The sequence below is a fragment of the Pseudomonas sp. S30 genome (assembly GCF_016518545.1).
GTDB lineage: Bacteria > Pseudomonadota > Gammaproteobacteria > Pseudomonadales > Pseudomonadaceae > Aquipseudomonas.
In genome coordinates this window covers 79,134-104,100 of record NZ_JACVTO010000016.1, presented here as the reverse complement: position 1 = coordinate 104,100, position 24,967 = coordinate 79,134, and the positions used below count along the sequence as shown (strand labels likewise).

The following is a 24,967-nucleotide window of genomic DNA, read 5'->3' as shown; positions in this document are numbered from 1 at the left end:
AATAATCAATTAATGAAATGATAAAACGGCTAAATTCCGACTATAAATATCGAAAAAATGAAATCTTTAGCGCCTCAGCGGCTGTTCGAGCCTGGAGCGCTCTCGATTGAAAGCCAGGAAATACTTGTTGACGCTGTTGACGAACGTCACTGTCCCCATCCCGGCCTCCTCCATGGCGATGCGTTCAGTCTGAAAGAACCACTGATTACCATTGAGCCCCCGTCGACGCGCTTGCGCACGCATGGCCTGAACCCGTTCAGGGCCCAGATTGTAGGCAGCGAGCACGAACGCCATGCGTTCACGCTCGTTGAGCTGAGGACTCGAGAAGAACTTGCGACGAATCAGCGCCAGGTAGCGCGCGCTGGCCTGGACATTGCCGTCGACCGTCGCCGTGTCGCTGACGCCCACACGCTGGGCAGCGGACGGTGTCACCTGCATCAGCCCGTGGGCCCCGCCCATACCGCGTGCGCCAGGGTCCAGGGTCGACTCCTTGAAAGCCAGTGCCGCCAGGTTGAGCCAGTCGATCTGTTGTTCGGCCGCATGTTTCTGCAGCACCCCGCGGACCGACGCCAGACGTTGGCGATCCTGTCGAGCAAGCGGGTTCTGAACACGGTACTGTCGGCGGTAGATGCGCTCGAACGCCGCGTCCTGGTTATCCGGCGCTCGGTAGCTAGCCAGGAATCGATCCACACCGAGCATCAGCTCAACGGCATCCTTGCGCGCATACCAGCGCACAGCTTGAGGCCGGCCCAGGGCCACGCGGCCGTTGACCCGCAGCTTCGGCATCACGCGCGCCCAGCGCTGGGCGATGGGGCGCTCGACCACGGTCAGCGGGTAGATACCGGCCTGGACCATTTCCAGGACGTCTTCCACCGCCAGGGTCGGATCGACCCATTCGATCTTGATGGGCGCACGCTTGCGCAAGGCCAACTGCTGATTGATCTGTTCGATCACCGGCCCGGCCGCACTGGCACTGGTCAATGCGACGGTACGCCCGGACAGCTGGTCTGGGCGGGTGAAGGTTCGGTCACCCTGGCGACCTACCAGTTGCAGCGTGACCTGGTCGAGCACCGGGGCGCTGGCAGCCACATCCCGCAGTTGAGCGGCATCGACCAACTCGCCCGGCGCCACCAGGTCGCCCTCGCCTCGCAGCAGCGCGCCGATCAATTGTTCCTTGGCCCGCGGGACGATTTCGAGCGTGATCCGCTGCTGCGGGTCCATACGCGCATTGAGAGCATGTTCGAGCGCGCGTAGCCGATAGTACTCGACGCCGACCGGCTCGCCTTTGACTTCACCAGAGCTGTTGCGGCTTTGGTTGACCAGGACCTTGAGCACCTTGCTGGCACGAATCTGCGGGAGGTCTCGAGCCTTGCTCGCAGAACCGTGATGCGAAGGGCCGGACTCGGCAGCCACGCAAGTTCCCACGGTAAACGGGCAGAGCGACAGCAGAGTGACCAGCAATAATCGCCGCATGGGATCCGGCCTGACAAGGGAATGGATGATGGCAAAAGACCAGCAGACACCCATGAAGTTCTGGGTTTTCCCGTGAAAAGAGGGTTTTTGCTATGGTGTCGGCCCCGCCTCCAGAGAACGCACCATGCAACTGATCGATATCGGCGTCAACCTGACCAATAGCAGTTTCCAAGGTCAGGAGTCAGCCATCCTCGAGCGCGCGCAAGCGGCCGGGGTGGCGCAGATGGTATTGACGGGCACCAGCGTGGCCGCCAGCGAGCAGGCCGTGGCCCTGTGTGAAACTTTCGATGCCCAAGCGCAGCACCTGTTCGCCACGGCCGGCGTGCATCCCCACGATGCCAGCGGCTGGGACGCCGGCAGCGAGCGAAGCCTTCGAGACATGATGCGCCACCCCCGAGTGAAAGCGCTGGGCGAGTGTGGCCTGGACTTCAATCGCGACCTCTCCCCTCGCCCACTCCAGGAACGCGCACTGCACGCACAACTGGCGCTGGCGGTGGAATGCCGGTTACCCGTCTTTCTTCACGAACGCGACGCCAGCCAGCGCCTGCTGGCCATTCTCAAGGACTACCGCGACCACTTGAGCGCCGCAGTCGTGCACTGCTTCACCGGTGAGCGCGACGCGTTGTTCGCCTACCTGGACATGGACCTGCATATCGGTATCACCGGCTGGATCTGCGACGAACGCCGAGGCACTCACCTGCATCCGCTGGTCGGCAATATCGCCGAAGGTCGCCTGATGCTGGAAAGCGATGCTCCTTACCTGCTGCCTCGCACCCTGAGACCCAGGCCCAAGAATGGTCGTAACGAGCCGGCTTTCCTGCCGGCCGTACTGGCCGAGGTGGCGCGACACCGTGGCGAGAGCCTGGAGCACTGCGCTGCCCATGTCACAGCGACAGCCAGGGCCTTTTTCAAGCTACCTTGATGCACGTCATGACACCCCTGGGACAGCGCGAACAAAATAATGGCACCTTGCCAATAATGTTTCCGCTCAATTCAGAGAAGACCTTCCATGGGTGCCTGGCTTAGCAATGTTTCATTGAAGTACAAATTCTGGGCCGTCAATGCGGTGGCCTTCTTCACCACCCTGCTACTGGTACTCTATGCGGTCAACCTCGAGCAGCAGGCACGTGCGGACGATGCGCGAGCGCAGGCGCGGGCGCTGGCCAATCTGTTAGCGAGCTGGCCGGCCGAACAGCCAGTACCAGCCTTGCCCTTCTTGATCACGTGGCAGACCGGGCAGACCCCTACCTTCGCCGGCGAGCCTCTGCTGCCCCTGGGTGAAGCGACGGGTTGGGTGGAGGTACCGGCCGCCTGGTTGCTGGGGACCGATCCCGTGCGCGGGGCCCAGGTGCTGCAACAAGGCGCTCGGCACATCGCCGTGGTTGCCCAGTCGCCCAGTCTGCGCCAGGTGCTGCTGGACCGCTTCAGCCAGTATGCGATATGCGTGCTGGTCCTGATGCTGGCGATGCTCGGGGCGTCGCAGTTGCTCATCCGTTTCCTGCTGAGCCAACTCAACACGCTCAAGGATGTGATGCTCAGGGTGGAAAAGAGCGGCGACCTGTCCGCCCGCGTGCCCTTGGCATGTGGCGACGAGGTGGGGCAGATGGCCGGCGCCTTCAACGCCATGCAGGCCACCTATCACCGAGTGGTCGGTACCGTCGCACACACCGCCGCCCAGCTCGACGCCGGGGCCGCGCGGCTGGCTGCCAGCATGGACGATGTGCGTCATGGCATGCTCGGTCAGCAAAGCGAAACCGACCAGGCTGCCACGGCGATCAATGAGATGTCCGCCACGGTGCATCACATCGCACAGCATGCTGGCGCCACGCGCGATCTGTCACAGAGCGCCGACCACCTCGCCGGCAGTGGACAGGTCGTGGTGACTCGGGTACAAGCGTCGATCGCCAGCCTGTCCAGCGGCGTGCAGCAGACCGCCGAGATGATCCGACGACTCGCCGATGACAGCCAAAAGATAAACGGCGTGGTTAACGTGATCCACAGCATTGCCGAGCAGACCAACCTGCTGGCGCTGAACGCCGCCATCGAAGCCGCGAGAGCGGGCGATCTGGGCCGCGGCTTCGCGGTGGTGGCAGACGAGGTGCGTAACCTGGCCAAGCGAGTGCAGAGCTCTACCGACGAAATCACCACCATGGTGTCGGCATTGCAGGCAGGCACGCGCGACGCCGTCGACTTCATGCAGGAAAGCTCGTTCAAAGCGGACGATTGCGTACAACAGGCCCGTGAGGCTGGCGATGCCCTGGCCGAGATCACCCGTGCGGTGGCGCAGATGCGCGAAAGCAACACCCAGATTGCCGTGGCCGCCGAGCAGCAGAGCCAGGTGGCTGAAGAGATGAACCGGGCAGTGGTGAGCATTCGCGACGTCACCGAGCACACGGTACGCCAAACCGTGAGTTCGGCCAGCACCAGCAACGAATTGGCCACTTTGGCCGGCGAGCTGAACCAGGCCATCGGCCAGCTGACTCTATAGCGCCCATACACAGCCTCGATTGGCCCCTGAGCAGGGGCCGCACTACGCTATGGACATGAGCAAGAGGAACCGTCCATGAGCAAACGTCTGCCCAATCTCCGCGCCTGGCAATGGCAGGGCTACACCCGTCATCATCGTCACCCGGCCAACCTGGTGCTTCACCTGATCGCCGTGCCGTTGTTCATCCTGGCGGTCCTGCTGCTGATCTCAGGTGTTTTTTCGCTGGACCTCACCCAATTGGCCGTAGGCGCTATCGCCCTGATCGCTGCCCTTGGTATGCAGCGCCAAGGGCACCGCCTCGAGCAAGAGCAGCCTGAACCGTTCAGCGATCGCAACGATGCCTTCACGCGCCTGCTCACCGAGCAGTTCGTGACATTTCCGCGCTTTGTTCTGAGCGGCGGCTGGTGGCGGGCCTGGCTGGAGCGCCACAGGCATCGCCACTGAACCGACATGATCAGGCGAAGATGGTCACGGTCTGGCGGCTGAGCGCCAGCAGCTGTCCATCGGCCGAGTGCAATCGGGCGGCGGCGTGGCCATATCCGTCACGGGCGTATTCGGTATCCACCCGGTAGTGACACCATGCCTGGCTCGATTGGGAAGGTAAGGGTTGCATGAACTCGACCGTCCAGGTGAGGGTACTGCCAGCCGCCGGCTGCCTCAACATTGGCAGCACGCTTGGCGGCCAGGCATCGACCAGCGCCAGCAGGTGAGCGACCGTCATCGGCCCCTCTGAGATATCGCGCATTCTAACCCAACCGCCCATTTCCCGTGAGTCGCTGCCACTGAACGGCAGACCACCGATCGACCAGCGCAGCGCCAGGTGCCTCATGAACACTGGCGTGACGCCTGGAATGTGTGGCAGTTCAGGCTGGGCGTGCTCCAGAGCCGTGAAGGGCACTGCGGGTTCGGCCTCCACCACTACAGCTGAGGTGCGGCCGGCGCCGAAGCTGCCTTGTACCAGCGTCACCACCTGACCGTTCTGGATAGCTCGACCCAGCAAGGTGGTGACGCCCTTCCCTTCGCGCAGCACCTGAACATCCAACTGGATGGGCTGTTCAGGTTCGGCCGGTCCCACGAACGTGGTGGCCAGTGAGCGTACCGGGCGATCGTCGGACAGCGCCGCCTGCATGGACTCATAGACGAGTGCAGCCATGAGTCCGCCAAAGCATGCCCGGCCCTGAGCCCAGCTGGACGGAACGGTCAAATTGGCAGGCGTGGTCCTGGCTGCGAGCAGGAGTTGGTCAAAGTTCATCGGCTGTCCTCACCCAGGGCTTTCGTGGAGAAATCCTGGCCATGGTAGCCAGCAAGGACACCTGTCGGCAGCCCGTATATCGGCCATTGATTAGCATGGCTATCGGCGGGAAGCCGCTCTGCGCAGGGTTTTGAGCGTGTCGTCGCAGGTGCGCTCGGCGCGTTGCAGTTGCGCCTGCCACTGCGCCACGCAAGGCGCCAGGTCCGCATGCTCACGAGCCTGAACCAGCCACTGCAGCCGATCGTGCCAGTCGCCCAGGTCTGCCTGGGCCTGCTTGAGCAAGCGCTGGAGCGGCTTTTTGGCATGGCGCAGTTGTGGATAGGCTTCGTCGCCGTAGCGCACGCGCTTTATCAGCAGGCGCAGACGATGGCGATCGTGGTCGGGATCGTCGATGGCGGCCTGCAGCCTGTGCCATTGCTTGACGAGCCGTTTGTCGACCCGCTTGCGCAGGTCGTTCGCCATGCCTTCACGCTCGGCAGCGCGCAGGAACAGCGGCAGGGAATCCAGTATGCCCAACACTCGGGTCAGCTGCGCGCTGGCAGCGACCCCGGCGAAGGTCGTGACCCTGCCCTGTGCGCGGCGCTGTCCGGCTGCGTCATGGCCCTGGGCGATCAGGTGCAGAGCGAGCACTTCTCGATCGCGCAGAGGTGTGGTCAGGGTGCCCAGAGACCTGGCGGCGTCCTCCATCTGCTCCACACCCGGCAGCCCACGCAGTGGCCGCAGCAAGCTGCGCAGACGCCTCAGGGAGGTGCGCAGGTCGTGCAACGCTTCACTGTCGGTATCGGCCGCCAGGCGCTCACGGCAAGCCAGCAGCCGCACGTGCAAGGCCATGACCTGAGCAACAACATGATTCATCATCGCTGACATCACGGATTCCTCGATCAGCGCCCGGCGCGGGACTCACGGATATAGAAACGCGCGCGTTCGGCCTTGGTGCTGCAGCCTTCGAAGGCCTCGAATTGCTGCTGGGTCTTGGCGCCGGTCAAGAGCGAAAGTGCCTTGGAGTAGCTGACCGTGCCGGCGAACCCTTCCGCCTTGGCCAGGTCGAGCTCCTTCCATGCCGCGTCCAGCTGCGAAGCGCAGGTGTCGCGGTAGGCTGTCTTGCCAGCACAGCCGGCCAGCGCCAGGGCCATCAACGGAGCCAGGATCCACGCTTTCATCGGTAACACCTCAACAAGGGATAGACAGTCGCTGTTTCGACGGTCGGCACGATGAAAAGTGCCCGCATTGGCTGGTGGCACTGTCGACACCATTGAAGCGCAGCGACCAATGCGTGCATTGTGACGATCATCGCCAGATCATGCGGGGAAAATGATGAGCAAACGTGTCGCACTGGTACTCGGTTCTGGGGGGGCCCGGGGCTACGCTCATATCGGCGTGATCGAGGAAATCGAACGCCGGGGTTATGAAATAGCCTGTATCGCCGGTTGCTCGATGGGTGCGGTCGTGGGCGGGATCTACGCGGCTGGCAAGCTGGGCGAGTACCGGCGCTGGATCGAGGGCCTGGACTACCTCGACGTGCTGCGGCTGGTGGACGTGAGCTTTCGACTGGGTGCGATTCGCGGCGACAAGGTGTTCGGACAGATCCGCAAGATCGTCGGCGAAATGAACATCGAGCAGTTGCGCATTCCCTACACCGCTGTAGCCGCCGACCTCACCAACCAGCAGGAAATCTGGTTTCAGGAGGGCTGCCTGCATCAGGCCATGCGTGCATCGGCCGCGATTCCGAGCCTGTTCACACCGGTGATGCAGGGCAACCGCATGCTGGTCGATGGCGGCATTCTCAACCCGTTGCCCATCGTCCCGGTGGTATCGAGTCACTGCGACCTGATCATCGCCGTCAACCTCAATGCCACCAATCAGAAACAGTATCAACTGCCGGTGATCGAGCGGCCTGCGGCTTTTCGCATGCGATTCGAATCGGTGATCAGCTCGTTGGGTTCACGCATGCCTTTTCGACGCAAGCCGGCCGAGCAGTTAGTGCGTATCGAGCAGGAAATCGTCACCGAACGCATGGCACAGGGCAATCCCTGGCTGGGTGAGCCGAGCGAGACTGGTCAGTCGGCCGCCGCGCCGGAGCGTGAGGGCGCACCGAAGTCGGCGACAGGTTCGTTCATCATCGACAACGTGGGCCCGGCTTCGCTGCTGGACCTGATCAACCAGAGCTTCGAGGTGATGCAAACCTCGCTGGCACAATACAAGATCGCGGGCTATCCGCCCGACGTGCTGATCAATGTGCCAAAGCGGGTATGCCGATTCTTCGAGTTCTACAAGGCGCCCGAGTTGATCGCCCTCGGGCGGCAGATTGCGCACGATACCCTGGATGCCCACGAAGCGCAGAAGCACTGAAGAGTGCTGAAGGCTCCGCAGCGGATCCCAGCCAGGCTGGCGACCCGCATGAACGAAACAGGCCGCTGATGCGGCCTGTCTCGTGAGCGGCTAGCGCTTAGTAACGAGTAATGTCAGCCTTCTCTTCGAGATACTTGCGGTAAGCGGCGAAGTCTTCCTGACCCGTGCGCGAAGCCAGGTACTGACGAATCTGCTGCTTCTCGTCGTCGGACGCCGCAGCACCTTCATTGACCCCTTTGAGCTGCAGCACGGCTAGGCTGCCGTCCTGAAGAACGACGCTGGAATAGACCGACTTGTCCTTGCTCGCCGGCTTGGCCATGCGGAACGCAGCTTGCAGTTCGGTCGGGTCGATGCCTTCCTGATCGCGGGTGACCGCTTCCAGGACTTTCCACTGTTGACCATCCTGTGCCGAACCCGCAGCGATCGAGCCGTCACGCAGGCCCGCGATCAGCTTGTCGGCCTTGACCTTGAGCTCGGCCGTGGCCTTTTCCTTGGCCAGGTGGTCGCGAATGTTCTGCGCAACGGTCTCCAGCGCCAGTTGCTCAGGCTTGCGGTGTTCTTTGACGCGCAACACCACGACCGTTTCCGGATCGAGTTCCAACGCGGTACTGTTGGCGCCTTCGTTGAGCACTTCCTCACTGAAAGCGGCCTGGACCACGGCGCGGTTGGCGGTGATGCCGTCGCCACCTTCGCGACCGAACGCCGAAGAGGTGTGCACTTTCAAGCCTAGCTCCTGGGCAGGCTGCGCCAGGTCCGAGGCCTCGAATGCCGAGTCTTCCAGCTGCTTGGTCACTTCGACGAACTTCTGTTCGACCTGCTGGGTTTTCAGCTCGTGGGTCAGTTTGCCCTCGAGGCTGGCAAAGCTGGGGACCTCAGGCGCTTCGACGCCCAGCAGCTTGATCAGGTGATAGCCGTATTCGGTACGCACCGGGGCAGATACCTGGTCCTTGCTCAGCTTGTACAGCGCTTCTTCGAACGCAGGATCGTAGACGCCCGGACCGGCCAGACCCAGGTCGCCACCGCTGGCAGCGGAGCCTGGATCCTGCGAGAACTCCTTGGCCAGCTTGGCGAAGTCTTCGCCCTTGGCCAGGCGCTGCTGGATCTCTTCGATACGGGCCTTGGCCTGGGCGTCGTCGGTCTTGTCGTTGACCTCGATGAGAATGTGCGCCGCCCGGCGCTGCTCGGCGAGGTTGGCGATCTGCTTCTCGTACTCGGCCTTCAACTCTTCCGGATTGACCGACACCTGGTCGAAGAACGCGGATTTCTTCAGCTCGATGTAATCGATCACGACCTGGTCGGGCGTCATGAACTCCTTGGCATGCTGATCGTAATGCGCCTTGACCTCGGCATCACTGACCTGCACGGCCGCGGGGTTGGTCTTGAACGTCAAGGACGCGAAGTCGCGGGTTTGATTTTCCAAGCGAGCGAACGCATCGACCTGCTGGTCGGTGACGAAGCTGCTGTTGACCATACCGATGCGCAGCTGATTCACCAGCATGTCCTGGCCGAGCACCTCACGGAACTGCATGCGGCCATAGCCCATCTGCCGAATGACGGCATCGAAACGCTCGGCGTTGAATTTGCCATCGACCTGGAACTGCGGCATTTGCAGGATCAGCTGATCCAGTGCCGTTTCCGAGAAGGCGAACTTGGCATCCGCCGCGCCCTGCAACAACAATTTCTGATCGATCAGCTGCTTGAGAGCCGCTTCGCGCAGCATCTTTTCGTCCAGGCGCGCTGGATCGAAGTCCTTGCCCATGCGCTGCATGAGCTGGCGTCGACCCGTGTCGACCGCCTGGCTCAGCTCAGCCTGACTGATGGTGTCGCCGTTTACCTTGGCAGCATCCTGGCGATGGGTGGCGGCCTGAAAAATGGCCTCGAAACCCGTCAACGCCATCAGTACCACGATGAGGCCGATGATGGTTTTGGCAATCCAACCCTGTGAATTGTCCCTGATATTCTGCAGCATGCGTCCCCCAGAAACGGTCGTACCACTGCATCGACAACCGCGGAGAGTGGGTAGAATCCTGATAAAAGAAAGGCGCATCCGAGGATGCGCCTTTTCCTAGCGAACGTGACGGCAAGAACGTTGCACGGCCCTGCCCTCACGCGCTCGAAGCCGAAGAGATCGGCCTCGCGTGAAAGACGACTTAGTTGACGGCGTCCTTCAGGGCTTTGCCGGCCTTGAAGCCTGGAACCTTGGCAGCTGCGATCTGGATGGCCTTGCCCGTTTGCGGGTTGCGACCGGTGCGCGCAGCGCGCTCATTGACGGAGAAGGTGCCGAAGCCTACCAGCACGACGTTGTCACCTGCTTTCAGGGCTCCGGTAACGGACTCGATCACTGCATCCAGCGCGCGGCCAGCGACGGCTTTGGGAATATCAGCAGAAGCGGCGATAGCGTCAATCAGTTCCGACTTGTTCACTCTAAGTCCCCTTATATCTCGATTGAGTTGTTTCTAAGTATTTAATGAAGCGGATGAAATGCCCACTGGGGGCCCTGTGACATTGACGCCGCGCTTTATAGCAAGGCGGCGAAAAAGGTGTCAACGAGGTTACCAGTGGGGTACGAACTAGTGCCTGCTCATTCTTTCCTTGGCATCGCTGTCGCGTTTCTCTTCTTTCGCGACAATCTCCGGAGCCACATCTGGCAAGGGTTGCGGGGCGTATTGCAGCGCAATTTGCAGGACTTCGTCAATCCATTTAACCGGTTTGATCTGCAGATCCTGTTTAATATTTTCAGGAATCTCCTTCAGATCGCGCACATTCTCTTCCGGAATGATCACGGTCTTGATGCCACCGCGGTGGGCTGCCAGCAATTTTTCCTTCAACCCACCGATGGCCAGCACCTGCCCGCGCAAGGTGATCTCACCCGTCATCGCCACGTCGGCGCGTACGGGAATCTGGGTCAGTGCCGAGACCAGCGCAGTGCACATGCCGATACCCGCGCTAGGTCCGTCCTTGGGAGTGGCACCTTCAGGCATGTGGATATGCACGTCGTGCTTTTCATGGAAATCGGTGGCGATCCCCAGGCTGCGTGCACGGCTGCGCACGACGGTCTGGGCAGCGGTGATCGACTCTACCATGACATCACCCAGCGAGCCGGTCTTGATCAACTGGCCTTTGCCTGGAATCACCACGGATTCGATGGTCAACAGTTCGCCGCCCACCTGAGTCCAGGCCAGGCCGGTGACCTGACCGATCTGGTCCTGAGTTTCCGCCAGGCCGTAGCGGAACTTGCGTACGCCCAGCAGATGCTCAAGTTGCTCGCCGGTCACCTTGACCTTCACCTGCTTGAGCCCGGCGTGCTCCTTGACCACCTTGCGGCAGACCTTAGCGATCTGCCGCTCCAGGCCGCGCACCCCGGCTTCGCGGGTGTAGTAACGGATGATGTCGCGGATCGCCGAGACGTCGACTTCCAGCTCGTCCTTCTTCAGACCATTGGCCTTGACCTGCTTGGGCACCAGGTACTTGACTGCGATGTTGATCTTCTCGTCTTCGGTGTAGCCCGGCAGACGGATGATTTCCATGCGGTCGAGCAGCGCCGGAGGAATGTTCATCGAGTTGGAGGTGCACAGGAACATCACGTCCGAGAGGTCGTAATCGACTTCCAGGTAATGGTCGTTGAAATTGTGATTCTGCTCGGGATCGAGCACCTCGAGCAGTGCCGAGGCAGGATCACCACGCATGTCGCTGCCCATCTTGTCGATTTCGTCGAGCAGGAACAGCGGGTTGCGAACCCCGACCTTGGTCATCTTCTGGATCAGCCGGCCCGGCATGGAGCCGATGTAGGTACGGCGATGTCCGCGGATTTCGGCTTCGTCACGTACGCCACCGAGGGCCATGCGCACGAACTTGCGGTTGGTGGCCGCCGCGATCGACTCGGCCAGGGACGTCTTGCCTACACCGGGCGGTCCGACCAGGCACAGCACCGGGCCGCGGATCTTCTTCACGCGCTTCTGGACGGCGAGGTACTCCAGGATACGCTCCTTGACCTCCTCCAGCCCGTAGTGGTCGGCATCGAGGATCTCCTCGGCCTTGGACAGGTCCAGGCGCACCTTGCTCTGGGCCTTCCAAGGTACCTGGACCAGCCAGTCGAGGTAGGAGCGTACGACGGTAGCCTCGGCAGACATCGGCGACATCTGCTTGAGCTTGTTCAGCTCGGCCTGGGCCTTGGTCAGGGCATCCTTGGGCAGGCCAGCGGCGTCGATACGCTTCTTCAGTTCCTCGATTTCGTTGTGGCCTTCGTCGCCGTCGCCGAGCTCTTTCTGAATGGCCTTCATCTGCTCATTCAGGTAGTACTCGCGCTGACTGCGCTCCATCTGCTTCTTGACCCGACCGCGGATGCGTTTCTCTACCTGCAGCAGGTCGATCTCCGCATCCAGCAAGGCGAGAACGTGCTCGACACGTGCAGGCAGGTCGATGATCTCGAGGATCTCCTGCTTCTGCTCGATCTTGAGCGCCATGTGCGCGGCCATGGTGTCGACCAGTCGCCCCGGTTCTTCAATGCTGTTGAGCGATGACAAGACTTCGGCGGGCACTTTCTTGCCCAGCTGCACGTATTGTTCGAATTGCGAGAGCAGGCTGCGCACGAACACTTCGGACTCGCGCTCGGCGGCTTCGACCTCATCGATCAGCGTGACCTCGGCGCGAACATGCCCCTCGACCTCACTGAAGCGCTCTACCGACCCGCGTTGCTCACCTTCGACCAGGACCTTGACGGTGCCATCGGGCAGTTTCAGCAGTTGCAGGACGGTGGCGACGGTCCCGACGCGATACAGGGCGTCTTCGCCTGGATCGTCATCGCCGGGGTTCTTCTGGGCCAGCAGGAGGATCTGCTTTTCGCCCGTCATCGCAGCTTCGAGGGCTTCGATGGACTTCTCGCGTCCCACGAACAGCGGGATGACCATGTGCGGATAAACGACGACATCGCGCAATGGCAAAAGAGGCAAGTCGAGAGTGGTCTTCATGATTTCGCCTCTACAGCGGCCTTGCGGCCGGAAACCGGTGGAAATAGTGCTTGGGGCTAATGTGGGGGTAGGTCGGCAAAAATACAAGCGCTGACGCCAGAAAAGCAGAAAGGGCCCGTAGGCCCCTTCAAACTTCACCATGCTGCGACCGACTCACGCGTCAGGGGCAGCCTTGGCTTGTGGCTCGCTGTTCTCGTAGATCAGCAGCGGCTGCGAGGTGCCGTCGATGACGCTTTCATCGATCACCACCTTGCTGACTTCCTTCTGCGAAGGAATCTCGTACATGGTATCGAGCAAGACCCCTTCGAGAATCGACCGCAACCCACGCGCGCCGGTCTTGCGCTCCAGCGCCTTGCGCGCGACGGCCTTGAGCGCATCACTGCGGAACTCGAGATCGACGCTCTCCATCTCGAAGAGCTTGGCGTACTGCTTGGTGAGCGCATTCTTGGGCTCGGTGAGGATCTGCATCAGCGCAGCCTCATCCAACTCGTCGAGTGTCGCCAGTACCGGCAAGCGGCCTACGAACTCCGGGATCAGACCGAACTTGACCAGATCGTCCGGCTCGACCTCACGCAGGGATTCCCCGACCTTCTTGCCTTCCTGCTGGCTACGCACCTGCGCGCCGAAACCGATGCCACCCTTGGTGGAGCGGTTCTGGATGACTTTCTCGAGCCCCGAGAAGGCACCGCCGCAGATGAACAGGATGTTGCGCGTGTCGACCTGCAGGAATTCCTGCTGCGGATGCTTGCGCCCACCTTGCGGCGGTACCGAGGCCACGGTGCCCTCGATCAGTTTCAACAAGGCCTGCTGCACGCCTTCGCCCGAAACGTCACGGGTGATGGAGGGGTTGTCCGACTTGCGCGAAATCTTGTCGATTTCGTCGATGTAGACGATGCCCATCTGGGCCTTTTCCACGTCGTAGTCGCACTTTTGCAGCAGCTTCTGAATGATGTTCTCGACGTCTTCCCCCACGTAACCGGCTTCGGTCAGGGTGGTGGCGTCGGCAATGGTAAACGGCACGTTCAGCAGGCGTGCGAGGGTTTCGGCGAGCAGGGTCTTGCCCGAGCCGGTCGGCCCGATCAGCAGGATGTTGCTCTTGCCCAACTCGACTTCGTCGCCTTTCTTGTCACGTTGATTCAGGCGCTTGTAGTGGTTGTAGACCGCTACGGCGAGCACCTTCTTCGCGCGCTCCTGACCAATCACGTACTGGTCCAGGATGCCGCTGATTTCTTTCGGCGAAGGCAATTTGTGCGCGCTGCTCTCGGCCTGGGCTTCCTGCACCTCCTCACGGATGATGTCATTGCACAGGTCGACGCACTCGTCGCAGATAAATACCGAGGGCCCGGCAATCAATTTGCGCACTTCATGCTGGCTTTTGCCGCAGAAGGAGCAATAGAGCAATTTGCCGTTGTCCTCGCCGTTACGGGTGTCAGTCATTCGATCGATCCAATCCGGTAGGCTTGCAACACAAGATGAAGGCAATTGCGGGCTTTTTCAAGTCCGCAGGCGGACGCCTGCGGCGCCCACCCGCTCCGGCACCCTGGCTCAGGACACCAGTTGCCGCTTGTCGTAGACCGAGTCGACCAAACCGTACTCGGCCGCGCGCGAGGCGCTCATGAAGTTGTCACGCTCGGTGTCGCGCTTGATGGTTTCCAGGTCCTGGCCGGTGTGGAACGCCAGCAACTCGTTCAGGCGAGACTTGATGCTGAGGATTTCCTGGGCGTGGATCTCGATGTCCGTGGCCTGGCCCTGGAAGCCGCCCAGGGGCTGGTGAATCATCACGCGCGAGTTGGGCAGGCAGTGCCGCTTGCCAGCTGCACCGGCAGCGAGCAGGAAGGCGCCCATGCTGCAGGCCTGGCCGATGCAGATGGTGGAGACGTCGGGTTTGATGAACTGCATGGTGTCGTAGATCGACATGCCTGCGGTCACCGAACCACCCGGCGAGTTGATGTACAGATGGATATCCTTGTCCGGGTTTTCCGCTTCAAGGAACAGCAGCTGCGCCACGACCAGGTTGGCCATGTAGTCCTCTACAGGCCCGACCAGGAAAATCACACGCTCCTTCAACAGGCGCGAGTAGATGTCGTAGGCACGTTCGCCACGGGCGGACTGCTCGATAACCATCGGGACCAGGCCGCCGGCGGCCTGGATGTCAGAGCTCTGCTGAATATAAGAATTGCGGGACATGTCCTGCACTCACTCCCAAATAGTCATGGCTTTAATAACGCACAAGCCAGCCCGAAGGCTGGCTTGTGCGGTTCCTACAAAGTAGCAGATCACTCAGCTTCGGCAGGAGCCTGAGCTGGCTTGACAGCCTCTTCATACGAGACCGACTTGTCGGTCACAGTCGCTTTCTGCAGGACAGTATCTACAACTTGCTCTTCCAGCACAACCGAGCGCACTTCGTTCAGCTGCTGGTCGTTCTTGTAGTACCAGGCGATGACCTGCTCAGGCTCCTGATAGGCCGAGGCCATCTCTTCGATCGTCTCGCGAACCTTGGCGTCGTCTGGCTTGAGGTCGAACTGCTTGACCACTTCAGCCACGATCAGACCCAGCACCACACGGCGCTTGGCCTGCTCCTCGAACAGCTCGGCCGGCAGTTGGTCGGGCTTGATGTTGCCGCCGAACTGCTGAACGGCCTGCACGCGCAGACGATTCACTTCGTTTTCCAGCAGGGCCTTGGGGGCGTCGACCGGGTTGGCAGCCAGCAGACCGTCCATGACCTGGTTCTTGACCTTGGTCTTGATGGCCTGACGCAGCTCACGCTCCATGTTCTTGCGAACTTCGGCGCGGAAGCCTTCCAGCGTCGATTCCTTGATGCCGAACTGGGCGAAGAACGCTTCGTTAAGCTCGGGCAGCACAGGCGCGCTGACGCTGTTGACGGTGATGGTGAACTCGGCAGCCTTGCTGGCCAGGTCCAGGTTCTGGTAGTCCTCGGGGAAGGTCACGTTGACCACGCGCTCCTCACCCGCCTTGGCACCCACCAGACCGTCCTCGAAGCCAGGAATCATGCGGCCCGAGCCCAGCACCAGCGGGGTGTTGGTGGCGGAGCCGCCGGCGAAGGCTTCGCCGTCGATCTTGCCGACGAAGTCGATGTTAACCTGATCGTCCTTCTCGGCCGCGCGCTCGACGGTCTCGAAACGTACGTTCTGCTTGCGCAACACTTCGAGCATGGTGTCCAGGTCGGCGTCGGCCACCTCGGCGCTCAGGCGCTCGACGTTGATCGAATCGAAACCGGCGACGGTGAATTCCGGGAACACTTCGAAGATGGCGACGAACTCCAGACCCTTGCCCTTCTCGAACGACTTCGGCTCGACGGCCGGTGCGCCGGCCGGGTTCAGCTTCTGCTCGACCACGGCTTCGTAGAAGGACGCCTGGACCAGATCGCCGAACGCCTCCTGGCGCGCAGCGTCTTCGTAACGCTGGCGGATCACGCTCATCGGGACCTTGCCGGGACGGAAGCCCGGGACCTTGGCGCGACGGGCAGTCTGTTGCAGACGCTTGTTGACTTCGTTCTCGACGCGCTCGGCCGGAACCGCGATGGTCATGCGGCGCTCGAGAGCAGAAGTGTTTTCAACAGAAACTTGCATGGATATTCCTCGTTGCACAGACGTTAGCCGGCGAAAGCCCGACTCCAGAATCAAGGGCGAATATTCTAGTGACTCGAACACCAGAAGTCACCCCACCTGGAGCGACGAGCACAACGCCGGGCGATTTCCTTGAAAGACCCGTACCATAACGGCTGGGGACGACCAACCGGGCCTGGCATGCTCATCGGGCGAGCACACCAGGCCAAATCCGAACGACGGCAGCGAGACCGCCGCCTGCTTGCGCCTTCAACTGGGCTCGATGTCGTTGAAGCTGCAGTATTCTTCCCACGACATGTCCAGGGCCTGAGCCACCTCGCGATGGGTCTCCAGACGCATGGCCTGCAGCTACTCGGGCGATTGCGCGATCAGTTGCAGGGCCAGCTCCCACGGCTCGAGCCCCTGCTCCTGGGCCGCATCTTCGAATGTCCACTCGATCTGCTGGTCCTGCTCGTGCGGTGCCAATGCACGCACCTCGTCGAGCAACTGCGGATTGGCTTCACGGAAGCGTTGCAGCGCCAGGGCCTGGCGCGCTTCTCTGGCGATCATCGGCAAACTCTCCAAGGGGCCGCGAGCATTTATCAAGCGGCTGAAATCTATCAGCTTTCATGCAGAAACTGCCAGTGGCCGCCTGCTGCGCGACCATCGGAAACGACAAAGGCGCCTGATCGCAAGATCGAGGCGCCTTCGAAAATATGGGGTGGACGATGGGAATCGAACCCACGACAACTGGAATCACAATCCAGCGCTCTACCAACTGAGCTACGCCCACCATAATGCCGTGCAACGGTACAGCCTAGGCTGTGCCTGAAAAACCTTGATACTCGGTGATGCTGCGTTGAAAACAGCCTCGGAATGCTCATTTACAACCCGTAAACTCCGCTTCCTCGGCTGTTTTCGCCTTGCCTGACCTTCGCCTCAAGACTTTTCAGACAAAGCCTAGATAAACATGGTGCGGACGAAGAGACTCGAACTCTTACAGCTTGCGCCGCTGGAACCTAAATCCAGTGTGTCTACCAATTTCACCACGTCCGCGTAACGCTCAAGACAAAGGCGCCGGATACGACATCGAGGCGCCTTCGTAGAATATGGGGTGGACGATGGGAATCGAACCCACGACAACTGGAATCACAATCCAGCGCTCTACCAACTGAGCTACGCCCACCATATTGCATTACAGACCGACTTGCTTGCCCAAGCTGCCTAATGGCGCACCCGGCAGGACTCGAACCTGCGACCATCCGCTTAGAAGGCGGATGCTCTATCCAGCTGAGCTACGGGCGCATGAGCTGAAACCCAAGCAGACTAGCGTTCAACGAACCGCCCATTCTGCCCGACTTCACCAACCAGTGCTAGGCTGTGCCCGACAAGTGCGGCGAATCTTAATAGCCCCCCGTGGGACCGTCAACAACTTTCTCAGAAAAAATGAAACGATTGAAGGGCTTAGAGGATTTGCCCGACCACGTGCCTTTGCCCTCGGCTACGGTCGTGAGAGAATACCGCCTCTTTATTGTTTCCCTCTCGATGGTTAATCACCCGTCTATGACTGCACACCTTATCGATGGCAAGACGATCGCCGCCAACCTGCGCCAGCAGATCGCCCAACGTGTCACGCAACGCCGCCAGCAGGGCTTGCGCACGCCAGGCCTGGCGGTGATCCTGGTCGGCACGGACCCTGCCTCCCAAGTCTACGTCTCGCACAAACGCAAGGATTGCGAAGAGGTCGGCTTCATCTCGCAGGCGTTCGACCTGCCCAGCGATACGACGCAGCAAGCCCTGACCGATCTGATCGACCGCCTCAACGACGACTCCTCGGTGGACGGGATCCTGCTGCAACTGCCGCTGCCGGAGCATCTGGACGCCTCGCTGCTGCTCGAACGCATTCGCCCGGACAAGGACGTCGACGGCTTCCACCCCTACAACGTCGGCCGACTGGCCCAGCGCATCCCGCTGCTGCGCCCCTGCACACCCAAGGGCATCATGACCCTGCTGCACAGCACCGGGCAGGAACTGTACGGCATGGATGCGGTGGTCGTCGGCGCCTCGAACATCGTCGGGCGACCGATGGCCATGGAGTTGCTTCTGGCCGGCTGCACGGTGACGGTGTGCCACCGATTCACCCAGGACCTGGCCGGGCACGTCGGTCGTGCCGACCTGGTGGTCGTGGCCGCGGGCAAGCCCGGACTGGTCAAGGGCGAGTGGATCAAGGAGGGTGCCATCGTCATCGACGTGGGTATCAATCGTCAGGAAGATGGCAAGCTGGTAGGTGACGTGGTGTACGACACCGCCCTGCCCCGCGCCGGCTGGATCACGCCGGTGCCAGGCGGCGTGGGCCCGATGACCCGTGCCTGCCTGCTGGAAAACACGCTGTATGCAGCTGAAGAACTGCACAAATGAACTGAGTGACGCGCTGGCATGAAAAGGGCGCCTCCTGTGAGGCGCCCTTTTCATGCAGCCAGGCAACGCGCAAATGGACGATCAGGCGACCGCTACCGCCGCCTGCACCGCGCGCGCGAAGCGCTCGGCCACGTCATCGATCTGCTCGGCACTGATGATCAGCGGCGGCAGGAAGCGCACCACCGCGCCATGTCGGCCCCCCAGCTCCAGAATCAGGCCGCGCTTGAGGCACTCGCGCTGGACCTTGGGCGCCAGGCCCGGCAGGGCGGCCGGGTGACCGAGCGCATCGCGCGCGCCATGTGGATCGACCAGCTCCACGCCGAGCATCAGGCCCCGGCCGCGAATATCGCCCAAGTGCGGATAGTCGCGCTGCAAGTGCCGAAGGTGCCCCTGCAGGCGCTGTCCCATGGCCTCGGCGTGTTCGTCCAGACGGTGCCGGACCAGGTAGTCGATCACCGCCGAGCCTGCGGCCATGGCCATCTGATTACCGCGGAAGGTGCCGGCGTGGGCGCCTGGGGCCCAAGTGTCGAGCCAGTCGCGGTAGACCACCACCGCCAGCGGCAGGCTGCCGCCGATGGCCTTGGACAAGGTCACCACGTCCGGCACGATGCCCGCGTGCTGGAACGCGAACATCCGCCCGGTGCGGGCGAAGCCGCTCTGGATTTCGTCGACGATCAGCGCCACTCCGGCCTGCTCGGTGATGCGACGCACGCCGCGCAGCCATTGCACGTGTGCGGGGATCACGCCGCCTTCGCCCTGCACCACCTCGAGGATGACCGCCGCGGGCAACTGCACACCCGCCTCGGGATCGAGCAGGAGGTTTTCAAGGTAGTGCAGATTGGCCTGCACCCCGGCTTCGCCACCCAGGCCGAACGGGCAGCGGTAATCGTAGGGATACGGCATGAATTGCACGCCATTGCCCAGCAAGGCGCCCAGAGGTTTCTTCGGCCCCAGGCTGCCCATCAGGCTCAAGGCGCCCTGGGTCATGCCGTGGTAGCCGCCCTGGAAGGCGATCACAGTGCTGCGCCCGGTGGCCGTGCGCACCAGCTTCAACGCAGCCTCCACCGCATCGGTGCCGGTCGGCCCGCAGAACTGGATCTTCGCGTCACGGCGAAAGTCCTCGGGCAGCACGGCGAACAGGTCCTGGACGAAGCGATCTTTCACCGGCGTCGTCAGGTCCAGGGTGTGCAGCGGCAACTCGTCGGCCAGCACCCGCTGAATCGCCTCCACCACCACCGGGTGGTTGTGTCCCAGCGCCAGAGTGCCAGCACCGGCCAGGCAGTCGATGAACTGTCGTCCTTCCACATCCTCGACATGAATACCGCGGGCGCGCTTGAGCGCCAGCGGGATACGCCGCGGATAGCTGCGTGCATTGGACTCCTGCTGCTGCTGACGCTCCAGCAGGGGCGAATCGTGGAATTGGTACAAGGTCTCTGGCGCAGCGGCAGGCAGTGCCTGGGCGAGACTGGATACGGTCGACATCGGCGAACCCTCGCAAGCAGGTGGAGACGCCCGCCACGGCCCTGTAACCGGAAGTGTCGGGAATTCATTGCTTGGGAGACGCTTGAGCCTGGCGCCGATTTAGCCGGCACGGGGACTCGATGCGCGTGGCGAGGGCTCAGGCCCCTGTCGAACGCGCAGGCACCTGCAGGAAGACCCGCAACCCGTCGCTGCGACTGTCGAAGCTCAGGTTGCCGGCACAGCGCTGGACGATCGCCTGGACGATCGCCAATCCGAGGCCACTGCCCAGGCTCTTGCTGCTGCGCCAGAATCGTTCGGTGAGGTGCTGGAGGTCTTCATCGGCGATACCCGGGCCGTGATCGCGGACCAGAAACCCGACCTGACCTTCGGCCATCTGCACATCCAGCTCGACCGCCTCGCTGCCGCCGTGACGCAGCGCGTTGTCCAGCAGGTTGCGCAGCGCTGCCACCGCCAGCGGCGCCGGCATGCCCAGGTACACGCGCGCGGCCTCCTGCGGCAGGCGCAGCACCACAGGCCGATCCACCCCGACCCCGGCATCCTGCATCGCCTGGCGAGCGACCTGTTCTGCGCTGCACTGCACGCCATCGTCGAACGACAGGCTGCCTTCGACCCGAGCCAGCATCAGCAACTGCTCGAGCGTGCGGTGCATGCGGTCGGCGCCCTGCTCGGCATGTTCGAGGGCCTGCTCGCGCACATCGCCATCAGTCATGCGCGCCACCTGCAGATGGGTCTTGATGGCCGTCAGCGGGCTGCGCAATTCGTGGGCGGCATCGTCGGTCAGGCGCCGCTCGCGCTCCAGATTCTGAGCGATGCGCAGGAACAACTGGTTCTGGGTTTCCAGCAGGGGCTGCAGCTCGCTGGGCATGCCTGCCACCTGCAGCGGCTCGATACTGTCGGCACGACGCCTGCGCAGCGCATCGCGCATGCGGTTGAGCGGCTCCAGACCCTTGCCCAGGCCGATCCAGAGCAACCCGAGGCTGCCGAGCAAGGCCATCAACACCGGCGCCGACGCCACCAGCAGAATCGACCGATTGAGCGCCTCGCGCTCCTGGTGGCGATCGGCAGTGGTGATGCGCACATCACCATGGTTGTAGGTGAACGTACGCCAGGCGCTGCCATCGATGAGCTGATCGCGGAAGCCGCTGCGCTGGTCGTCCATGCCACCTTCATGCTTGTGGTTGCTGGCCAGGATTTCGCCGCGCAGGGAACTGACCTGGCAGGCCATCCCGTCCGGCACACTGAACTGGTCGGCGGCGAAATGCGCCTCGCGATCCTTGCCGCTGAGCGGCTGGGGCAATTGATCGACCAGCCCCGCGACCATTCGTGCCGAAGCCACCAGGCGCTGATCCAGGGAGAACATCATCTGCTGGCGCAGGTCGCGCAGCATCCAGGCGGCCGCGAGAATCCAGATCAGGATGAAGGCGCTGCCCAGAATCAGCGACAGACGTACGCGCAAGCTCATGGGGCAAGGTCCTCGGCGGCCTGCGCCGCACCCAGCCGGTAGCCCAGGCCGCGCACGGTCTCAACGATGCTGTTGCCGAGCTTGCGACGCAGGTGGTGGATGTGCACGTTGAGCGCATTGCTCTCGACTTCGTCGCTGAAGCCGTACACGCAATCCTTGAGCTGCTCGCCGGACAGCACCCGCCCGGGGTTCTGCAACAAAGCCTGGAGCAAGGCCTGCTCGCGCCGCGACAGGTCCACCGGACGCCCGCCCAGGGTCGCCTCGCAACTGCTGGGATCATAGATCAGTGCCCCATGCTCGATGACATTCACCGCGCGCCCGGCGGCCCGCCGCAGCAGGGTGTGCAGCCGAGCCGCGAGTTCGCGCAGATCGAAGGGCTTGAGCAGGTAGTCGTCGGCGCCGGCTTGCAGGCCGTCGACCCGGTCGGTGATCGCGTCCCGCGCCGTGAGCACCAGCACCGGCAGTAGCTCACCCTGCTGACGCAGGCGTCGCAGCAGCTTGAGCCCGTCTTCGTCCGGCAGTCCCAGGTCCAGGATCATCACGTCGAACTGCGCCGCCTGCAGCAGCGCCCGTGCGGCCGAGGCGCTGGCCACGCGATCGACGGTCAGGCCCTGGGCGGCAAGGCCGGCGCAGATACCACTGGCGATGAGGTCATCATCCTCGCAGAGCAGGACGTGCATGGGCGGTCTCCAGATAGGGGCTCACAGTGCAACAAGAGGCGATTAAGAGAGGATTATGAACCTCGCTGCGCGCCTCGTCGCCTGAACCCTGAGCCGTCAGTCGAGGATCTCGACCGGCATGCCGACTTCCAGGCGCCCGCGACCATCGACCGCCAGGTTCTGCCCGAACAGAACGTCGCCGTCACGCTCGCGAAAGCGCTTGAGCGTGGTCAGCGGCTCGCGGTCTGGACTGCGCTCGCCGGTGTCCGGGTCCAGGGTGGTGAAGATGCAGCGCACGCTGGGCTTGAGCACTCGCAGTGTGAGTGCGCCGATACGGATACGCGTCCAGCCGTCTTCGGCGAAAGGCGCGGCGCCTTCGACCACCAGGTTGGGACGAAAGCGCAGCATCTGCATGGGCCGTCCGATACGCCGGTTGAGTTCATCGAGGGACGCCTGGCCGATCAGCAGCACAGGGAAACCGTCGGGAAACGCTGCGCGGTCGGTATCCAGGCCATAGCCGCTGGGCAGTAGACGCGCTCGCTGGCGCGGGCAATGCACCAGCCGCACGGGCTTTTCCAGCCAGCGGCTGAGCCACTGGGCGGCCGCGTCGCCGGCATCGGGCACGCGCAGCGTGTCGCGCCAGATGGTCACACCGCGTAGGGCATCGTCGGGCGCCGGCACAGGCACGTGCAGGAGCGGCATGCCGGGCGCCTCCAGCATCAACCCACCCTGATCATCCTCGATCGCTTTCAGGCGTCCCAGTTGTGGCCAGGCACGCTGGGTGAGGAATCGCCCGCTGTCCTGTTCGACCACCATCCAGCGCCGATCACCTTCCAGCCCCAGTGCATCCAGCCGCGACTCGACCAGGCTCTGCGCCTGGCCGGACTTCACCGGATACCGATACAGCGCGCTCAGAAACATCCTTGCCGACTCCCGCCCAGCCAAATTCCAAGCCTACACCTGCAGCACGGAACGTGCTGCTCAGGCATCGGCGTGGTCCAGGGAAAGACGCTCGCGCACCACGTCCACCAGCCGGTCCGGCTGGAACTTGGAGAGGAAGTTGTCACAGCCGACCTTTTTCACCATCGACTCGTTGAAACTTCCTGACAAGGAAGTGTGCAGGACAACATAAAGGCCACGCAGACGCGGGTCGTTGCGAATTTCGGTGGTCAGGCGATAGCCATCCATCTCGGGCATTTCCGCATCGGTGAACACCATCAGCAGCTTTTCACAAATGTCTTCCCCGGCGTCGGCCCAGCCCTTGAGCAGCCTCAGCGCCTTGAGACCGTCGCTGGCCACATGGAGCTTGACGCCCAGTTGCGACAAGGTGTCGCGCAGCTGCGCCAGGGCGACGCTGGAATCGTCGACCAGCAGCACCTCACGGCCACGGGCCCGGGCCAGCACCGGGTCTTCGAGCTTGTCGCGCGAGACCTTGGCGCTGTAGGGCACGATTTCGGCCAGGACCTTTTCCACATCGATGACCTCGACCAGCTTGTCGTCCACCTTGGTGATGGCGGTCAGGTAGTGCTGGCGGCCGGCGCTGGTGGGCGGCGGCATGATCGCTTCCCAGTTCATGTTGACGATGCGGTCCACGCCACCGACCAGAAATGCCTGAACGGAACGATTGTATTCGGTGACGATGATGGTGCTGTCGGGCCCCGGCTGCAGAGGACGCATGCCGATGGCCTGGGAAAGATCGATCACCGGCAGGGTCTGTCCGCGCAGGTTGACCACGCCGCAGACGAACTGGTGCCGCTGCGGCATCAGGGTCAGCTTGGGCAGTTGCAGCACCTCCTGTACCTTGAACACGTTGATCGCGAACAGCTGCCGACCCGCCAGGTGGAACATGAGAATTTCCAGGCGGTTCTCGCCTACCAGTTGCGTACGTTGATCTACCGTGTCGAGAATGCCAGCCATTGCACAACCCTCAGCCGTCGAAGCTACAAATGAACATATTTCCCGTTTATCGGCAGGTGACTGGCGAGCTTGACCTCTGCCGCAGAGAGGTTTGGGAATTGATATCAGTTTAACATCATGCTCTACTGCAGACATCTCCTTTCAGCGACAACTCGCCAGCCCATCTTCATCAGGGAAACCCCTAGGCTCAATCAGGAGCAACCTGATATTCGCAATATCCAATAGCCATTAATGTGACGCCATTCTCAGTGCATGGACGGAGTCAGGCTTTTGTCAGCGAACATCAGGAAGTCTTCACACCCTGCCCCACCCTTGCACAGTGGAGCCTGACGATGGAGCGTGGGCCGTCGAACGGCGTCGCGCTGCAGGCATTTCTGCCTCAAGCGCAGGCCTTGCTGGAAATCGCTCAAGAATGCCTGGAGCATCTGCAACTGCTCGGCGACGACAGCGACGCGTGCCTCTGCCTGACCCAGAGCCTCGACACCCTGGCGCGGGGAGCCAGCGCGGTGGGTATGCACACCACGTGCGAATTCATTCGAGCAGTGCTGGCGATGATGCCGGATAGCCACATGTCTCGACTTTCTTCAGCCCAAGCGCTGGCCAGCCTCGAAGGCTGCCTGCATCTGCTCGACTGGCACCTGCAACTGGTCGATCCCTGCTCTGGAGGCCTGGCTCTGGATTGCAGCGAACAGCATCGGTTGCTGCACCGACTCGCCAGCGCCATGGGTCTTCCGGTACCTCGACCCTGCACTTTCTGCAGGCTGCCGCCGGAGGGCGAAGCTGTTCCGGCAGTGCCAGCGGCAGCGGCCAAGCGATGAAGATGGCTCGAGCCCAAATGCCGTGAAACACCTGAACGTGACCGTATATTGCAGCGTAAATAATCGCTAACTTGAGAAGTTGTACAAGTTTCTTCAAGGCGGGAAAACCCGTCAGC

General features: G+C 62.2%; 21 protein-coding genes, 4 tRNA genes and 1 pseudogene. 6 read left to right on the top strand and 20 right to left on the bottom strand.

The genetic code is table 11. The annotated features are described in order from the left end of the window. Positions 1-66 precede the first annotated feature (66 nt). On the bottom strand, positions 67-1,473 hold the full coding sequence (locus tag IAE34_RS17865) for a transglycosylase SLT domain-containing protein (RefSeq protein ID WP_200140302.1): 1,407 nt from the start codon (positions 1,471-1,473) through the stop codon (positions 67-69). A 124-nt stretch (positions 1,474-1,597) separates the two neighbouring features. Here IAE34_RS17865 and IAE34_RS17860 point away from each other — a divergent pair, with 124 nt between their 5' ends. From IAE34_RS17860 to IAE34_RS17850, 3 genes are all read left to right on the top strand, one after another. Continuing rightward, positions 1,598-2,395: a TatD family hydrolase gene (locus tag IAE34_RS17860; RefSeq protein ID WP_200140301.1), complete on the top strand. Its 798-nt coding sequence runs from the start codon at positions 1,598-1,600 to the stop codon at positions 2,393-2,395. An 87-nt stretch (positions 2,396-2,482) separates the two neighbouring features. After that, complete coding sequence (locus IAE34_RS17855; RefSeq protein ID WP_200140300.1) at positions 2,483-3,961, top strand: methyl-accepting chemotaxis protein; 1,479 nt, start codon at positions 2,483-2,485, stop codon at positions 3,959-3,961. A 75-nt stretch (positions 3,962-4,036) separates the two neighbouring features. After that, positions 4,037-4,405, top strand: a complete 369-nt coding sequence (locus IAE34_RS17850) for an Mpo1-like protein (RefSeq protein WP_200140298.1) — start codon at positions 4,037-4,039, stop codon at positions 4,403-4,405. Positions 4,406-4,415: 10 nt separating this feature from the next. Here IAE34_RS17850 and IAE34_RS17845 read toward each other — a convergent pair whose 3' ends face one another. From IAE34_RS17845 to IAE34_RS17835, 3 genes are all read right to left on the bottom strand, one after another. Next, positions 4,416-5,213 carry an acyl-CoA thioesterase gene (locus IAE34_RS17845; RefSeq protein ID WP_200140296.1) on the bottom strand — a complete coding sequence of 266 codons (798 nt, stop codon included), beginning with the start codon at positions 5,211-5,213 and terminating at the stop codon, positions 4,416-4,418. Positions 5,214-5,312: 99 nt separating this feature from the next. After that, a complete protein-coding gene (locus tag IAE34_RS17840) occupies positions 5,313-6,080 on the bottom strand; it encodes a CHAD domain-containing protein (protein ID WP_200140294.1) in 768 nt (255 codons plus the stop codon). Between the two features lie 14 nt (positions 6,081-6,094). Continuing rightward, positions 6,095-6,373, bottom strand: a complete 279-nt coding sequence (locus IAE34_RS17835) for a hypothetical protein (RefSeq protein WP_200140292.1) — start codon at positions 6,371-6,373, stop codon at positions 6,095-6,097. A 154-nt stretch (positions 6,374-6,527) separates the two neighbouring features. Between IAE34_RS17835 and IAE34_RS17830 the strand changes: the two genes are divergently transcribed. Next, positions 6,528-7,562 (top strand): patatin-like phospholipase family protein, encoded by a 1,035-nt coding sequence (locus IAE34_RS17830; RefSeq protein ID WP_200140290.1) that lies wholly within the window; start codon positions 6,528-6,530, stop codon positions 7,560-7,562. Positions 7,563-7,659: 97 nt separating this feature from the next. Here IAE34_RS17830 and IAE34_RS17825 read toward each other — a convergent pair whose 3' ends face one another. From IAE34_RS17825 to IAE34_RS17775, 11 genes and pseudogenes are all read right to left on the bottom strand, one after another. Then, the gene (locus IAE34_RS17825) at positions 7,660-9,531 is read right to left on the bottom strand and encodes a SurA N-terminal domain-containing protein (protein WP_200140288.1); all 1,872 of its coding nucleotides are present in this window, start codon (positions 9,529-9,531) and stop codon (positions 7,660-7,662) included. Between the two features lie 181 nt (positions 9,532-9,712). Then, positions 9,713-9,985 carry a nucleoid-associated protein HU-beta gene (hupB, locus tag IAE34_RS17820; RefSeq protein ID WP_200140286.1) on the bottom strand — a complete coding sequence of 91 codons (273 nt, stop codon included), beginning with the start codon at positions 9,983-9,985 and terminating at the stop codon, positions 9,713-9,715. A gap of 147 nt (positions 9,986-10,132) precedes the next feature. Further along, on the bottom strand, positions 10,133-12,529 hold the full coding sequence (lon, locus tag IAE34_RS17815; protein ID WP_200140284.1) for an endopeptidase La: 2,397 nt from the start codon (positions 12,527-12,529) through the stop codon (positions 10,133-10,135). Between the two features lie 153 nt (positions 12,530-12,682). Then, positions 12,683-13,966 carry an ATP-dependent Clp protease ATP-binding subunit ClpX gene (gene clpX / locus IAE34_RS17810; protein ID WP_200140283.1) on the bottom strand — a complete coding sequence of 428 codons (1,284 nt, stop codon included), beginning with the start codon at positions 13,964-13,966 and terminating at the stop codon, positions 12,683-12,685. Positions 13,967-14,074: 108 nt separating this feature from the next. Further along, complete coding sequence (clpP, locus tag IAE34_RS17805; protein WP_200140281.1) at positions 14,075-14,716, bottom strand: ATP-dependent Clp endopeptidase proteolytic subunit ClpP; 642 nt, start codon at positions 14,714-14,716, stop codon at positions 14,075-14,077. 89 nt (positions 14,717-14,805) lie between these two features. Further along, entirely contained in the window at positions 14,806-16,119 is a 1,314-nt protein-coding gene (gene tig, locus IAE34_RS17800; protein ID WP_200140280.1) for a trigger factor, read from the bottom strand. A gap of 246 nt (positions 16,120-16,365) precedes the next feature. Next, a pseudogene (locus IAE34_RS17795) lies at positions 16,366-16,665 on the bottom strand (DUF6388 family protein). A 147-nt stretch (positions 16,666-16,812) separates the two neighbouring features. Then, a tRNA-His gene (locus tag IAE34_RS17790) sits at positions 16,813-16,888 on the bottom strand. A 178-nt stretch (positions 16,889-17,066) separates the two neighbouring features. Then, positions 17,067-17,151: transfer RNA gene (locus tag IAE34_RS17785), tRNA-Leu, on the bottom strand. Positions 17,152-17,205: 54 nt separating this feature from the next. Further along, positions 17,206-17,281, bottom strand: a tRNA-His gene (locus IAE34_RS17780). 42 nt (positions 17,282-17,323) lie between these two features. After that, a tRNA-Arg gene (locus IAE34_RS17775) sits at positions 17,324-17,400 on the bottom strand. Positions 17,401-17,658: 258 nt separating this feature from the next. On the opposite strand from IAE34_RS17775, the gene folD reads away from it, so the two are divergent. After that, positions 17,659-18,513 carry a bifunctional methylenetetrahydrofolate dehydrogenase/methenyltetrahydrofolate cyclohydrolase FolD gene (folD, locus tag IAE34_RS17770; protein WP_200140279.1) on the top strand — a complete coding sequence of 285 codons (855 nt, stop codon included), beginning with the start codon at positions 17,659-17,661 and terminating at the stop codon, positions 18,511-18,513. A gap of 81 nt (positions 18,514-18,594) precedes the next feature. Here folD and IAE34_RS17765 read toward each other — a convergent pair whose 3' ends face one another. The 5 genes from IAE34_RS17765 to IAE34_RS17745 form a co-directional block, all read right to left on the bottom strand. Then, the gene (locus IAE34_RS17765) at positions 18,595-19,995 is read right to left on the bottom strand and encodes an aspartate aminotransferase family protein (protein WP_200140278.1); all 1,401 of its coding nucleotides are present in this window, start codon (positions 19,993-19,995) and stop codon (positions 18,595-18,597) included. A gap of 136 nt (positions 19,996-20,131) precedes the next feature. Beyond that, on the bottom strand, positions 20,132-21,457 hold the full coding sequence (locus tag IAE34_RS17760; protein ID WP_200140277.1) for an ATP-binding protein: 1,326 nt from the start codon (positions 21,455-21,457) through the stop codon (positions 20,132-20,134). Further along, the gene (locus IAE34_RS17755; protein ID WP_200140275.1) at positions 21,454-22,137 is read right to left on the bottom strand and encodes a response regulator; all 684 of its coding nucleotides are present in this window, start codon (positions 22,135-22,137) and stop codon (positions 21,454-21,456) included. The genes IAE34_RS17760 and IAE34_RS17755 overlap by 4 nt, the downstream gene beginning before the upstream one ends. Before the next feature lie 96 nt (positions 22,138-22,233). Continuing rightward, the gene (locus IAE34_RS17750; protein WP_200140274.1) at positions 22,234-23,037 is read right to left on the bottom strand and encodes an MOSC domain-containing protein; all 804 of its coding nucleotides are present in this window, start codon (positions 23,035-23,037) and stop codon (positions 22,234-22,236) included. A 60-nt stretch (positions 23,038-23,097) separates the two neighbouring features. Beyond that, positions 23,098-24,033 carry a chemotaxis protein CheV gene (locus IAE34_RS17745; protein ID WP_200140273.1) on the bottom strand — a complete coding sequence of 312 codons (936 nt, stop codon included), beginning with the start codon at positions 24,031-24,033 and terminating at the stop codon, positions 23,098-23,100. Positions 24,034-24,365: 332 nt separating this feature from the next. On the opposite strand from IAE34_RS17745, the gene IAE34_RS17740 reads away from it, so the two are divergent. Next, complete coding sequence (locus IAE34_RS17740; RefSeq protein ID WP_200140272.1) at positions 24,366-24,851, top strand: histidine kinase; 486 nt, start codon at positions 24,366-24,368, stop codon at positions 24,849-24,851. Positions 24,852-24,967 lie beyond the last annotated feature (116 nt).

What these genes read in the sequence shown, in the direction of transcription:
- clpP (WP_200140281.1), bottom strand. Translation starts at nt 14,716, where the DNA reads ATGTCCCGCAATTCTTATATTCAGCAGAGCTCTGACATCCAGGCCGCC.
- IAE34_RS17765 (WP_200140278.1), bottom strand. Translation starts at nt 19,995, where the DNA reads ATGTCGACCGTATCCAGTCTCGCCCAGGCACTGCCTGCCGCTGCGCCA.
- lon (WP_200140284.1), bottom strand. Translation starts at nt 12,529, where the DNA reads ATGAAGACCACTCTCGACTTGCCTCTTTTGCCATTGCGCGATGTCGTC.
- IAE34_RS17860 (WP_200140301.1), top strand. Translation starts at nt 1,598, where the DNA reads ATGCAACTGATCGATATCGGCGTCAACCTGACCAATAGCAGTTTCCAA.
- IAE34_RS17825 (WP_200140288.1), bottom strand. Translation starts at nt 9,531, where the DNA reads ATGCTGCAGAATATCAGGGACAATTCACAGGGTTGGATTGCCAAAACC.
- folD (WP_200140279.1), top strand. Translation starts at nt 17,659, where the DNA reads ATGACTGCACACCTTATCGATGGCAAGACGATCGCCGCCAACCTGCGC.
- IAE34_RS17750 (WP_200140274.1), bottom strand. Translation starts at nt 23,037, where the DNA reads ATGTTTCTGAGCGCGCTGTATCGGTATCCGGTGAAGTCCGGCCAGGCG.
- tig (WP_200140280.1), bottom strand. Translation starts at nt 16,119, where the DNA reads ATGCAAGTTTCTGTTGAAAACACTTCTGCTCTCGAGCGCCGCATGACC.
- IAE34_RS17740 (WP_200140272.1), top strand. Translation starts at nt 24,366, where the DNA reads ATGGAGCGTGGGCCGTCGAACGGCGTCGCGCTGCAGGCATTTCTGCCT.
- IAE34_RS17840 (WP_200140294.1), bottom strand. Translation starts at nt 6,080, where the DNA reads ATGTCAGCGATGATGAATCATGTTGTTGCTCAGGTCATGGCCTTGCAC.
- IAE34_RS17760 (WP_200140277.1), bottom strand. Translation starts at nt 21,457, where the DNA reads ATGAGCTTGCGCGTACGTCTGTCGCTGATTCTGGGCAGCGCCTTCATC.
- IAE34_RS17855 (WP_200140300.1), top strand. Translation starts at nt 2,483, where the DNA reads ATGGGTGCCTGGCTTAGCAATGTTTCATTGAAGTACAAATTCTGGGCC.
- IAE34_RS17865 (WP_200140302.1), bottom strand. Translation starts at nt 1,473, where the DNA reads ATGCGGCGATTATTGCTGGTCACTCTGCTGTCGCTCTGCCCGTTTACC.
- IAE34_RS17835 (WP_200140292.1), bottom strand. Translation starts at nt 6,373, where the DNA reads ATGAAAGCGTGGATCCTGGCTCCGTTGATGGCCCTGGCGCTGGCCGGC.
- IAE34_RS17830 (WP_200140290.1), top strand. Translation starts at nt 6,528, where the DNA reads ATGAGCAAACGTGTCGCACTGGTACTCGGTTCTGGGGGGGCCCGGGGC.
- IAE34_RS17755 (WP_200140275.1), bottom strand. Translation starts at nt 22,137, where the DNA reads ATGCACGTCCTGCTCTGCGAGGATGATGACCTCATCGCCAGTGGTATC.
- IAE34_RS17745 (WP_200140273.1), bottom strand. Translation starts at nt 24,033, where the DNA reads ATGGCTGGCATTCTCGACACGGTAGATCAACGTACGCAACTGGTAGGC.
- IAE34_RS17850 (WP_200140298.1), top strand. Translation starts at nt 4,037, where the DNA reads ATGAGCAAACGTCTGCCCAATCTCCGCGCCTGGCAATGGCAGGGCTAC.
- clpX (WP_200140283.1), bottom strand. Translation starts at nt 13,966, where the DNA reads ATGACTGACACCCGTAACGGCGAGGACAACGGCAAATTGCTCTATTGC.
- IAE34_RS17845 (WP_200140296.1), bottom strand. Translation starts at nt 5,213, where the DNA reads ATGAACTTTGACCAACTCCTGCTCGCAGCCAGGACCACGCCTGCCAAT.